Here is a 10768-nt window from a genome sequence, read left to right as displayed (position 1 = left end):
GCCTGCTGCTAAATTTAATTTCTGGGCTAATAATTGTGTGGTTGTTTGACATTGTTGATAGTACGGATCGCCTTTGTCGATCATGCTTTTCTTCCACACGACAGCTTTCTTGTCGAAGGATTCTTGATCTAATGAAGGCAAAACCTTGCTTTCTACCTGCTTAACTTGATTTTTTGGTGTCACATCAATTTCAACAATCCTTTCAGCCTCATCCTGATCGTAAATTCCAGTGAATCCAAAGGCCAGCCGTGCCGCCTGTATCATAGCTTTGTGTCGCAGCATGCGGCGCGGGTGTGATTTCCATGCTGGCGATGTGTCGCGCTTACATTCGTCCATATACTCAGTTGCGCTGGTTGGGTGTGTCCTGTCTTTTCTGTAAATTATGCAGGTGCAACTTTCCGCATCAGATTTAAAATCCATCCCATCAAATTGGGCATGAGTGTTCATAATTCGGGACCATCCATCGACCCCAACAACCGGCACAATTCCGCCCTTATCCGGGAAAGCAAAAATTTCACGGGTGAAAGGATTTAAACCGTATTGATTTGCAACAATAAGCAGCGCTGTCATTTGTTCGTCGGTAACCTGAGTATTGCTTTTAAATGCAGTCGATTTAAGGGTTTCAGACAATCCAGAGCCATCACCCATGTCAAATTGCGACGCAAGCTTATTTGTTAGTGTTGCTAATGCTGTATTCATATTTTCTCAATCTCGTAATAAAGTTTCCCAAGCGATTCAGAAACTCCGATTAATTTTTTCTTTTGCTTTTCGTCCTGAGCTTCTTCACTCTCTAATTCAAATGCTTTCTCGAGCGCATAGACTGCATTCTGTGCACCGTAATTCTCGATAAGTGAGCGAAACTGGGCGATGTATTTATCGTAGACTTCATCAGCCATTAAGCTTGATCGCCGAAAATGTCAGGCTGAACCGGCACAATCTTAAAGTCATCAATCTTTAAGTCGCCAAACACTGCTTTGATATAAAACCATGCTGCCCACTCGCTTAGAAATTCTTCCTTTGGGGTAAACCAAACTCCGTGATTTACCCGGAATTTGAACCTATTCATTCCGCTCCATCCTGTACGCCTGCTCTTGTTTAAAGGTCTCAAGGTCTTGATCCATTTTCCCGATAACAGATACCAGCACAATCACAGCAATAATCGCAAACAAGACTGATTTAAACGTGTTGTATTGTTCGACTGCTTTAAATTTCTTCATATCACGCATGAAGTAGATTCTTTCTTGTGTTCTCATGATTCACCTCTTAGTTTTTATCAAAGCAGGATCACCCGCTTTGATTGCCTTGCCAATATCAATTAGTCTGCTGATTTGCTGCAAGTTGCATCAACGTGATTGGTCATTTTTGCGCCCTTAACGTTATTGGCCAGAGCCAAGCCGTTTTGATCTGCGATGAATTGCTCACATAATGCCTCGCTTGCAAATCCATTCTCACTAACCGGCAATACTTGCACTGCTGATGTATTGCTTGCTGCGATTTGTCTCACGCCATTTGCTACCCATGATTCGGCAGAAGCGAAAGCTGAAACTGACATAAGTGCTGCTACTAATATTGCTTTTTTCATTTTATTCTCCAAAGTTAATTTTGATACCGATTCACCGGCGCTTCCGCGCTTAAGGTGTCTCGATGTGAATAATATTACCATCAAGGTAATAACAATGCAATAGGTAATCAATATATTTACTCAGGTAATGTGATTGGGTAATTTTGGGCGAAAAAAAAGGGCAATTAAGCCCTTGTTTTAAAGTGATTATTTAGTTACTGTTCTGTGCTGTTATTATTATCGTCATCACGACTTGCGGTTATCGCTTCGTAGATTTTTCGTATTCGCCTACGCTCTTTTTCTGATAAGTTGGTAATTAAACCAATTAACCTGTACAGCTCAGTTTCTCCCGTGTCGAGAGATTTCCTCCTCTCAGCTACTGGCGGTAGATTTGCGCTATCGTCTAGCCATCCCGGCTCTAATCCGCAAGCAAGTTCAATCTTCTCAGCCATATCATCACCAATAATTTTGCCATGCAGGTATCTTGAAACCAAGCTTTGAGCTATTCCGGTTTTCTCGCAAAAAACGCGCTGCTTACCTTCAAACTCTGAATTTATAAGGTAGTTTAGTTTGCGGCTCCTAATTCCATTATCTTTTTTGGGCATTTTACACACCTCTATATATATAGTTCTTTTGATTTTTTCGCTCTAGTAGTTACCATTACGGCGATCTAATAGTTACCTTTAGGGTAATTATTATAATTATAACCCTAAAGCCAGTATGTGCGTTAGCAAACATAACGGGTAATAAATAGTAATTTTCGTATCGTTTAAAATAAATATTCCACTGATTAGCTTAATGTGGTAATATATTACCCTATGAATAAATTTAAACGATACTTCAAAAAACTAAACAAGGCTGACCAGGCCGCCCTTGCTGCATTCTGCGGATTATCCCTAGGTTATATCGCGAAGGTAAGAGCGGGAAAACCTGGTCAATATCGATTCGGAACGGTTGCGTGCTGCAAGATCGAAGAATTCTCAAAAGGTGTTATCACCCGGCAGAATCTTCGTAAAGATTGGAAAGCACAGTGGCCAGAATTGAACGTTAAAAACGATTAAAGATTTATGTTCACTATCTCCATAGAGAACTCACCGCACCAGCCTGTGCAACCTACATTGCATTGCCGGAAGGCTGGATTAATTCATAGTTTTCTCGCGGCCACCCTCCGCACTTCACAGCCAACCGGTTACCTATCCTTTCCGGTTGGCTGTTTTTTTTGGCCTGAACAAATGAACAAATCTCTTAAGGTTGTTGATGATAATGGATATAACTTTGAGGCATACATAGCCGAAAAAGAAGCTGCAACCAGGAAACCTATTTCAAAAAAGATACGTTTCAATATATTTAATTTTGTGGAATTTGTTGGCGGCAGCCAAGGCAATTAAACGGTGAACAATAATGCCAAATAGATTACTTAAGGAAGGTATTTGTACGTCAGATGCCATCAATATGCTGTCTAGTGACAGCGAGGTGCTGTTCTATCGATTGCTTGTTGTTGCAGATGATTATGGACGTATGGATGGCCGGGTGCAGATCATTAAAAGCCAATGTTTTCCTCTTAAAGATTCTTTTACTGCGTCAAAAATTGAAAAACTTCTTATTGATCTTGAGGAGGCAACGCTAATAACAACATACAAAGTTAACAACAAACCATTTTTCATAATAAATAAGTGGGAACAGAGGGTAAGAAGCAAGGAAAAATACCCTTCTCCTGAAAGTGTAGATAAAACAGTCACTAATGAGATTGACGGCAATCCGCTGACAGATGACTGCAACAATAAGTCAGATGACGGCTTGGGTTTGGGTTTGGGTTTGGGTTTGGGTTTGGGTAAGGGTAGGGGTAGGGGTAAGGGGGCTTCTGTCGAAGCTGTGAAAATTAATATTCCTGAGCAGGATTTAGTTTCTCAAGAAATTTGGAATGAATTCTTAAAACTCAGAACAAAACTCAAGGCAGTCAATTCTCCACTGGCAATCAAATCTTTGATTACTGAACTTAAGAAGTTAAAAGATCAAGGTAACGATCCAAATGATGTGGTTAGTCAATCGATAAGGTCAAGCTGGAAAGATGTTTATCCGGTTAAAAGCAGAGATTCTCCAAAACGTAATGAGAACAACAAGATTGATTTTAATCGGCAGCAAACCGAGCTTGCAAAGAGAAGATTATTCGGCCAATCAAATCCGTTGGAAAAGGACATAACTCATGAAGCAACAGCACTTTGATGAATTTTGTGAATTACTTGATACCGTTTCCGAGCAGTACGGAAAGACCATGACAACAAGCTTGAAAATACTCTATTGGCAAGGTCTACATGATGTTGATTTTGAAGCTGTGCGCGATGCGCTTTTCCGGCACATACGCAACACAGACAAGGATGGCGACTTCATGCCGAAAGTCTCAAACATTCGCAAGATGATCGAAGGAAGTACCGAGGATTCCTCGTTAGTTGCTTGGGCGAAAGTGGATAAAACTTTGCGTTGTGTTGGCACTTATCAATCCGTTGTTTTTGATGATCCAATCATCCATCGAGTAATTTATGACATGGGCGGATGGGTATCATTAGGCACAAAAACAGAAGATGAATGGCCATTCGTTGGGAAAGAGTTTCAGACTCGTTACAGGGGCTTTAAATCGCGCGGTATAGCGCCTGAATATCAGTCTCGTTTGATAGGCATGGCAGAGGCGCATAACTCGAAAGAAGGGTACCGCATTGATCCTCCTAAACTCATCGGTGATGTGGAAAAAGCCAAGCAAGTGATGAGTAAAGGACTCAACCAGATCGAATTCAGCTCAGGCGTTGGAATACAGAGAATGCAAAAGGATTTGCATAATGCCGTGGGCGCCTTGAGTTTCGTTAAAAACACAGACGCGGCGTAATCATGGAACAAGAAAACAAAACAATTAGATTTTCAACCGTTCACGAGATACGTTTTATCGAGAACATTGGGCTTAATCAGTTCGGTAGCGACAATTTATACAATCGAAAAACGCTTCTCAGGAATTACATTAAAGCAGCAGAAAAGCGCTCTTACTGGGGAAGCATTGATAAGGATATTGTTCTTTCAACTGCGCAAAAATTACTAGGTGAGGTGGCAAATTGAGATTCGTTCTTTTCTGGATTGTTCTGTCATTAATGATTTATTCGTATCGTTATATTTTATCTAAAAATGAGAAAAAGACCAGCTTAAAGCAAGGAAAAAATGTTTTTGTTTCATGTTCTATTTCAACGGTTTTAATCGGTTCACTTTATTTTTTAAACAACATTCAAGGATTATAAGAAATGAGATTTTTACTAATTTTGATTGCAGTATTTTTTGTAACAGCGTGCGGAAGAATCGAGACTGGCAATGTCGGCGTGCGCGTTAACGGATTCAACAAGCAGGTGCAGGAAAACGAGGTTCCAGCTGGATTTTATATCGCTGTAGTTGATTCTGTTAGCCAGTACGTTACGAAAGAAACTGAGCTCGCTTTGGATAATTTGAAGCCAAAAGCCAAGGACAATCTGTCATTGACAGACCTTGATGCAAGTATTTTTTACACGGTTAATCCGGATAAAGTTGCTGATCTGGTTATCAGGTATTCTGGAATGTCACCAAAGAACGAAGATGACGGACTTTATTACCCTGGGTTCGGGTTGCTTGAACGGTTAACCAGGGGAGTTATTTACGACACTATCGCGCACTTTGAATCATTAACTCTACATACAAAACGATCTGAGGTCGAGGCGGCAATTCTGAAACAAATTCAAGATGAATTAGATAAGACTGACCCAGGCGTTTTTTCTGTGACTAAGGTTGTGATTCGCCAGGTTGTTACCGACCCGGCTCTTGAACAAAGCATTCGGGCTGCGGTGCAAATGCAGAAACAAGTTGAAGCAAAGCAAAATGAACTTGAGCTGGCAAAAGCTGAAGCGGCAAGAATGATTGTTGAAGCCCAAGGGACCGCAGATTCAAACGACATTATTTCAAAGTCATTAACACCTTCTTACCTCAGATACAAAGAAATCGAAGCGATGCAGAGTTTTGCTCATGAGGGGACGCATACCGTTGTGTTGCCATCCGGCATTAATCCGCTTGTAAGTATCAAGTAAGAAATAAAGTGGCGCATCAAATCGGTGCGCCACGCTTATCAAATGCAGCCAGCGGATGATCCTTCTAAGTACAGAGCACCGACAGTAAAGGAGGCTGCTGATTATATCGAAATGTGTTTTACCCGCGAGTACAAATTTAGCTGCATCGCTTTCTGGCGAAGATTGTACGGCGATCAACTGGCAGATCAGATCATGAATGAATTGAAGGCAAGAAATCGCAAAAATAAAAAGGATCTGGATAAATGAAAAAAAGATTAATTCTTGAGTTGACTTCTATTATCTCTGCACTTGTTTTTATCTATGTGGTTGGATTTGTGATCTGGTGCATTTCTTGGTACGCAGATTCGTATGCGGCGTTTAAAGGGGCGATTGGGTGAGTATATCTGCTTACTACAATGAATTTGATCCAAAAGCAGCGGCATGGTTAAGGCAATTAATAAAGAACGGCAACATAACACCAGGGGAAGTCGATGAGAGAAGTATTGAGGAAGTTAGAGCAAGCGACCTTGTGGGATTCGATAGGGTGCATTGGTTCAGCGGAATTGGAACATGGGACTATTGCCTTAACCAATCAGGATGGGGAGGCAAGCCAGTCTGGACAGCAAGCCTCCCTTGTCAGCCATTTAGCACAGCCGGCAAAGGTCTTGGAAAATCAGACGAACGCCACCTCTTGCCGCACTTCCTTGAATTGGTCAGACAGTGCAAGCCTGACACAATCTTTGGTGAGCAGGTTGAAGCAGCAATTAAGCATGGCTGGCTCGATGATCTACAAACAAACATGGAAGCAGAAGGATACGCCGTTGGGCACTGTGTATTGGGCGCACACAGCATCGGCGCGGCGCACATCAGACAACGATTGTACTGGGTGGCCGACAACAGCGGCGCGAGATCACAAAGACGGGAAGGAGCAGAACGTACCGATAAACAGTTTATTGGGCAGGACTGTTTGGCTGACGGGATGGCCAACACCGAAAGTTCAGGATCCAAAACACCATCCGCAGAATGCTATGAACAATCTAGCGAAGGGTCACCAGATGCATTTGCCGCACGCGGCGGGGTTATCAGGATGGGCGACACCGAACACAATGGACGTATTGCCAGCGAGATCAAAGGAAGCACTTTACAAACAAGCTCGGTCGGGCGGGAGGAAGGGGAGGACATTCCCTTCGAATCTAAGGGAGCAAGTAGACCCTGCCCAGCAACAGATTTATCAGGACGCGAAGAACGGCAAGGAATTGACTGGATCTACTGCCGAGACAACAAATACCGGCCAGTTAAATCCGGCATTAAGCCGCTGGTTAATGGGATTGCCAGAGGAGTGGTGCATAGCTGGAATCCAGGCGAGTCGATCAATGCCAACGAAACGCAAGAAGCGCGAGTCATGAGATTAAAAGGTTATGGCAACGCAATACAGGCGCAAACCGCGATTGCATTTATTAGTGCTTACATGAGTATTTAAAAATGACCCAATCCCAAGCCACAGCAAGACCAAAGCGCAATCCGATTGCGAAGATAGTCGTTTTGATTAGATCGGAGCAGCAAAAAGAGCTGTTGGCAAGCAAGATAAGTAATTTGCCGGTTGATGAAGATAGGCCAATCCAGATCGTTATAAGCGAGCAGACAAAGGCGCGTGGGCTGGATCAAAACGGCCTGATGTGGCTGAGGATCGGTGAGATTGCGGAGCAAGGATGGATTAATAATCGTCAGTATGACAAGGATTGCTGGCATGAGTACCTTGGCAAAAACGAAATGCCGGAAGAAGTCGAATTAAAAGACGGAACTATTCGCAGCAAGTGGGTGGAGCAGATTGACGGAAGCATGAAAGTTATATCAACAACTTTGTTAAGCGCAAGATGTTTTGCTGAGTACGTGACTATTATTGAAGCTTTTGGCTGTTCTTTGGGTGTTATGTTTAGCGCAAATCCTCGGGAGTTTTAATAATGAATGAAGAAATAGACGAAGATTATATTGATAACGTTTGCGACGACCTGAGATGTCAACTGATTAATTTGCTCAATAACAAAGGTCAGGATGATTATGACAATGCCTCTCAGGTAATCGGGCATATCGGCGTCATGATTGATCAGATGATCGACGAAGATGAGTAAAGAACAACGTCACATGGTTCGCGTTAAAGAATTGCCATGCTGCTTATGCGGGGCACATGAACCAAGCGAAGCCCATCATATTTTGGAAGGGCGTATCCCGGGGAGGAAGTCACACGATTTTTGTACTATACCCCTTTGTGTTGATTGTCATAGGGGCAAAAATGGTGTGCACCAGGATAAAACAATGCTGAAAATCATGAAAGAAAACGAGCTTAATTTGTTGGGCGAAACGATCAAAAAACTTTACGGTAAATCATGATGAATGTTGCTTACATAATATGCGCTTTAAATATCGGTCTTATGGTAGCTGCTGAGGGGGATGTTGCTAGAGGATTCTATTTTCTAATTGCAAATTTATGGCTGATGCTTGGCGTTTATTTAGCACACAAAAAGTAAATAATCACATAACCATCACATAACAATGTATAATATAATCAAAGTGTTGCGTGATAAAATGATAAATAAACGGATTGTAATATGATAAAAATAAGCGAGCCAACGCAGCAGGAATTAGAACAAGGCTATCAAATCTGTCCGTGTAAGCATGGTGTTCATTTATTAACCGCTGGCTTCGATGTTGATACGACGATGTGTCAGGGCTGTATGCGAGAAATTGCTGATATTGATGATTTTAAAACTGCGGATGCTGTGAGGATTTTATTAAAATGAGGATAGTAGGAGAGAAACATTACATAATAAATGCCATGAAAAATTCATCTGTTGCGCTTGGTATGTCTTTGGAGTTGTGGGCAAATAAAGGCACTCACGGGGAAGGTGTGCAGGAGCTGGTAACTATAATTAACGCGGCTTCAATACAATTAAAGAATATATGCCGTGCATGTGAAAATAAAAATAATAATGGTGTGTAGATAATGAGATTAAGCGAAAAAGGCTGTGCGCTACTGATTTAAATTAAACTTTGGGAAGGTGTCGCATGAAAAAATCTGATTTGTATAGAGAATGGGCGCGCGTGCTGGATATGTGCGATGGAACCAAGGTTAAACCAGAGGAATGTTGGGGATACATGGGTTTAAAGAGCGATGGCAAACTTGAGCCATCATTTAATGAGCCTCCCTTAGAGAATTATTTCTTCGCGGTTGCGATACTTGAAGATAAGCCGGTATTTGTTGGCGATGGAATTTATCATAAATCAGGTCTATATACTGTGATTGGCATAAACACGAGAATTATGTGTATTAGTGATTACTCATGGAATCCACCAAAGAAAACATTCTTGCTGAATGGTGAGGAGTTGCCTTGCCCGATATCTGGTAAAGCAAGAAGCAGATTAACTATCCATTGTGAATTTGATGAGATACAGAACGAAATTGCATACATTAATTTTCATGGAAATTTCGATGCAAAAAAAGTATTAGATCATTTAATGAGTGTATTTAAAGAAAACACAAAATGAAAGTCATAACAGAAGAAGATTTGATTATTGCAAAAAATATACACCGCGAAGCTAACAGTGCTATGGGTGTACGTCTTATAGATTATTTTCTTACTCACAAACTTCAAGAAGTCGACACACTAACAGTCAGCAAATTGAGGCCTATGTCTGATGCAATCACATGCAATGATCCGATGGCGGCTTATCATATCGAAGAAAAACGCATGTTGCAGATTGAATTAGATTGTTTGACTGGCAAATGGGATACGTTGATAGGTCAATGTGGTGATAGTGAGTTTATGGGATTTGAGTTAATGGTCACTTACAAACCAGAATTAATCGGAGACGGTGAATAATCTCAGCAAATGAGAACTAACAAAGAAGCGTTTTTTAATTCAGTAAGAGCGCTTTTTTGTTGGTGAGTAGAAATACTGGCAACGTCCGCATGGTAGCGCTGCGTGAAACTCGCGGAAGGAGGTAATCCCGTTCGATTCGGGTCGCCATGCCGCCAACGTGTTGGTGCATAGCGCAGTGATGATGCGTAAATAGGGGCTGTTCCCGACGGGGTTCGCGGTTCGAGTCCTCAGCGATGCTAGGTGCTTAAAAGATTTTGCAAATAAAGACTTTCGCAAGCGGAATTCATTAACCGCCACCAACAGCCTATAAATGGACCATTAAATTTGTTCGATGTGACGCAACGCCAACGGATTTAAGGAAGATAGCAGACAAGCTAGAGGAATTAAACGGAAAATGAGAGTTAATCTATGGATTATTTAAGTATGTACTTATGGGGTTTAACGACAGGTTTGGTCATAGCTCGAATAATTGTATGGTTCCATACCGGTAAATGATACTTGCGCTAGACCTTGGTAATGAGTTCGGCTGGGCAATAAAGCAAAGCGTAACGATTGATAGCGGTTGGGAAAGATTAACGAGCGGCAAATGCCATACAGGCAAGAAATTCGAGTTATTTGAGCATTGGACTAGAGAGTTAAATGATATCGATCTATCGGCCATCTATTTTGAGGATGTAAAGCGGCACAACGGACTGCACGCAGCAAGGGCGTATTGCGGATATCTTGCGGTTTTGCAGATGTACGCATATAAGCGCGGCATATCGTGCATGGGTGTGGGGGTGGGGCAGATTAAGAAGTTTTGGACAGGAAGCGGACGCGCAACTAAAGAAATGATGATAACAGATGCAAACAAACGCGGATTTCAAACGCGGAATGACAACGAGGCCGATGCTTTGGCCTTGCTGCACTATGTCTGCAGACTTAATTTTAACGCAGTATGAATTGTTGCTATAAACAGAATTTGAAAGATTTGTCTCAAGGGCTTGGAGATTATCGTAATTTGTATTGCATGTCATGCGGCGCTCATAGTTATTCGGGCAAGCAATACTCAAAAACCGAATGGGAAAATTATGTTAATGGATGCGGAAAATCTGTAACCGGGGCGCAATTAGATTTGTTATTTTGAGGTTATCGTGATGGACGAGTTTATATATTTTTGGACTTATTAACATGGCAACCATAAACATAACAACAGATATCAAAGAGGCTCAGAGAGCGCTTGACGTGGTCAGTAAGAGGCAGATACCTTTTGCAACTGT

24 protein-coding genes are annotated in these 10768 nt (G+C 41.8%); 17 read left to right on the top strand and 7 right to left on the bottom strand.

Annotation, left to right across the window (positions count from 1 at the left end; translation table 11 throughout):
- The 6 genes from bet to K2P83_RS08960 form a co-directional block, all read right to left on the bottom strand.
- Positions 1 to 699, bottom strand: a 699-nt coding sequence (gene bet / locus K2P83_RS08985) for a phage recombination protein Bet (protein WP_292928411.1), incomplete at its 3' end; no start/stop codon positions are given.
- Positions 696 to 896 (bottom strand): hypothetical protein, encoded by a 201-nt coding sequence (locus tag K2P83_RS08980; RefSeq protein ID WP_292928409.1) that lies wholly within the window; start codon positions 894 to 896, stop codon positions 696 to 698. The genes bet and K2P83_RS08980, both read right to left, overlap by 4 nt.
- Positions 896 to 1066, bottom strand: a complete 171-nt coding sequence (locus K2P83_RS08975; protein ID WP_292928407.1) for a hypothetical protein — start codon at positions 1064 to 1066, stop codon at positions 896 to 898. The genes K2P83_RS08980 and K2P83_RS08975 overlap by 1 nt, the downstream gene beginning before the upstream one ends.
- Positions 1059 to 1253, bottom strand: a complete 195-nt coding sequence (locus K2P83_RS08970; protein WP_292928405.1) for a hypothetical protein — start codon at positions 1251 to 1253, stop codon at positions 1059 to 1061. The genes K2P83_RS08975 and K2P83_RS08970 overlap by 8 nt, the downstream gene beginning before the upstream one ends.
- 62 nt (positions 1254 to 1315) lie before the next feature.
- On the bottom strand, positions 1316 to 1582 hold the full coding sequence (locus K2P83_RS08965) for a hypothetical protein (RefSeq protein ID WP_292928403.1): 267 nt from the start codon (positions 1580 to 1582) through the stop codon (positions 1316 to 1318).
- 194 nt (positions 1583 to 1776) lie between these two features.
- Complete coding sequence (locus tag K2P83_RS08960) at positions 1777 to 2166, bottom strand: helix-turn-helix transcriptional regulator (protein WP_292928401.1); 390 nt, start codon at positions 2164 to 2166, stop codon at positions 1777 to 1779.
- A gap of 213 nt (positions 2167 to 2379) precedes the next feature.
- Here K2P83_RS08960 and K2P83_RS08955 point away from each other — a divergent pair, with 213 nt between their 5' ends.
- The 16 genes from K2P83_RS08955 to K2P83_RS08880 all read left to right on the top strand — a co-directional run bounded on the left by K2P83_RS08955 (position 2380) and on the right by K2P83_RS08880 (position 9509).
- On the top strand, positions 2380 to 2622 hold the full coding sequence (locus K2P83_RS08955; RefSeq protein ID WP_292928399.1) for a YdaS family helix-turn-helix protein: 243 nt from the start codon (positions 2380 to 2382) through the stop codon (positions 2620 to 2622).
- Between the two features lie 171 nt (positions 2623 to 2793).
- Positions 2794 to 2949, top strand: a complete 156-nt coding sequence (locus K2P83_RS08950; protein ID WP_292928397.1) for a hypothetical protein — start codon at positions 2794 to 2796, stop codon at positions 2947 to 2949.
- A 13-nt stretch (positions 2950 to 2962) separates the two neighbouring features.
- Positions 2963 to 3784, top strand: a complete 822-nt coding sequence (locus K2P83_RS08945; protein ID WP_292928395.1) for a hypothetical protein — start codon at positions 2963 to 2965, stop codon at positions 3782 to 3784.
- Positions 3765 to 4439 carry a DUF6475 domain-containing protein gene (locus tag K2P83_RS08940; protein WP_292928393.1) on the top strand — a complete coding sequence of 225 codons (675 nt, stop codon included), beginning with the start codon at positions 3765 to 3767 and terminating at the stop codon, positions 4437 to 4439. The genes K2P83_RS08945 and K2P83_RS08940 overlap by 20 nt, the downstream gene beginning before the upstream one ends.
- Before the next feature lie 2 nt (positions 4440 to 4441).
- A complete protein-coding gene (locus K2P83_RS08935; protein ID WP_292928391.1) occupies positions 4442 to 4663 on the top strand; it encodes a hypothetical protein in 222 nt (73 codons plus the stop codon).
- Positions 4664 to 4860: 197 nt separating this feature from the next.
- The gene (locus tag K2P83_RS08930; RefSeq protein ID WP_292928389.1) at positions 4861 to 5652 is read left to right on the top strand and encodes an SPFH domain-containing protein; all 792 of its coding nucleotides are present in this window, start codon (positions 4861 to 4863) and stop codon (positions 5650 to 5652) included.
- Positions 5653 to 5694: 42 nt separating this feature from the next.
- The gene (locus K2P83_RS08925; RefSeq protein WP_292928387.1) at positions 5695 to 5898 is read left to right on the top strand and encodes a hypothetical protein; all 204 of its coding nucleotides are present in this window, start codon (positions 5695 to 5697) and stop codon (positions 5896 to 5898) included.
- A gap of 127 nt (positions 5899 to 6025) precedes the next feature.
- Entirely contained in the window at positions 6026 to 7111 is a 1086-nt protein-coding gene (locus tag K2P83_RS08920; protein WP_292928385.1) for a DNA cytosine methyltransferase, read from the top strand.
- Between the two features lie 2 nt (positions 7112 to 7113).
- Positions 7114 to 7590, top strand: a complete 477-nt coding sequence (locus K2P83_RS08915; protein ID WP_292928383.1) for a recombination protein NinB — start codon at positions 7114 to 7116, stop codon at positions 7588 to 7590.
- Between the two features lie 2 nt (positions 7591 to 7592).
- Positions 7593 to 7760, top strand: coding sequence for a hypothetical protein (locus K2P83_RS08910; protein WP_292928381.1), 168 nt, complete (start codon positions 7593 to 7595; stop codon positions 7758 to 7760).
- The gene (locus K2P83_RS08905; protein WP_292928379.1) at positions 7753 to 8019 is read left to right on the top strand and encodes a hypothetical protein; all 267 of its coding nucleotides are present in this window, start codon (positions 7753 to 7755) and stop codon (positions 8017 to 8019) included. Before K2P83_RS08910 ends, K2P83_RS08905 begins: the two co-directional genes overlap by 8 nt.
- Entirely contained in the window at positions 8016 to 8156 is a 141-nt protein-coding gene (locus K2P83_RS08900; RefSeq protein ID WP_292928377.1) for a hypothetical protein, read from the top strand. The genes K2P83_RS08905 and K2P83_RS08900 overlap by 4 nt, the downstream gene beginning before the upstream one ends.
- Before the next feature lie 81 nt (positions 8157 to 8237).
- Entirely contained in the window at positions 8238 to 8429 is a 192-nt protein-coding gene (locus tag K2P83_RS08895) for a hypothetical protein (protein ID WP_292928375.1), read from the top strand.
- A 35-nt stretch (positions 8430 to 8464) separates the two neighbouring features.
- Positions 8465 to 8629 (top strand): hypothetical protein, encoded by a 165-nt coding sequence (locus K2P83_RS08890; RefSeq protein WP_292928373.1) that lies wholly within the window; start codon positions 8465 to 8467, stop codon positions 8627 to 8629.
- Positions 8630 to 8694: 65 nt separating this feature from the next.
- A complete protein-coding gene (locus K2P83_RS08885) occupies positions 8695 to 9174 on the top strand; it encodes a hypothetical protein (RefSeq protein ID WP_292928371.1) in 480 nt (159 codons plus the stop codon).
- A complete protein-coding gene (locus K2P83_RS08880) occupies positions 9171 to 9509 on the top strand; it encodes a hypothetical protein (protein ID WP_292928369.1) in 339 nt (112 codons plus the stop codon). The genes K2P83_RS08885 and K2P83_RS08880 overlap by 4 nt, the downstream gene beginning before the upstream one ends.
- 34 nt (positions 9510 to 9543) lie before the next feature.
- Here K2P83_RS08880 and K2P83_RS08875 read toward each other — a convergent pair whose 3' ends face one another.
- Complete coding sequence (locus tag K2P83_RS08875; protein ID WP_292928367.1) at positions 9544 to 9678, bottom strand: hypothetical protein; 135 nt, start codon at positions 9676 to 9678, stop codon at positions 9544 to 9546.
- Positions 9679 to 10000: 322 nt separating this feature from the next.
- Here K2P83_RS08875 and K2P83_RS08870 point away from each other — a divergent pair, with 322 nt between their 5' ends.
- Positions 10001 to 10450: a hypothetical protein gene (locus K2P83_RS08870; protein WP_292928365.1), complete on the top strand. Its 450-nt coding sequence runs from the start codon at positions 10001 to 10003 to the stop codon at positions 10448 to 10450.
- Positions 10451 to 10768: the final 318 nt, after the last annotated feature.

Source organism: Nitrosomonas sp. (assembly GCF_019752415.1).
Classification (GTDB): Bacteria; Pseudomonadota; Gammaproteobacteria; order Burkholderiales; family Nitrosomonadaceae; genus Nitrosomonas.
Note: the sequence above shows the minus strand (reverse complement) of the source record. Positions and strands in the feature narration are given on the sequence as shown.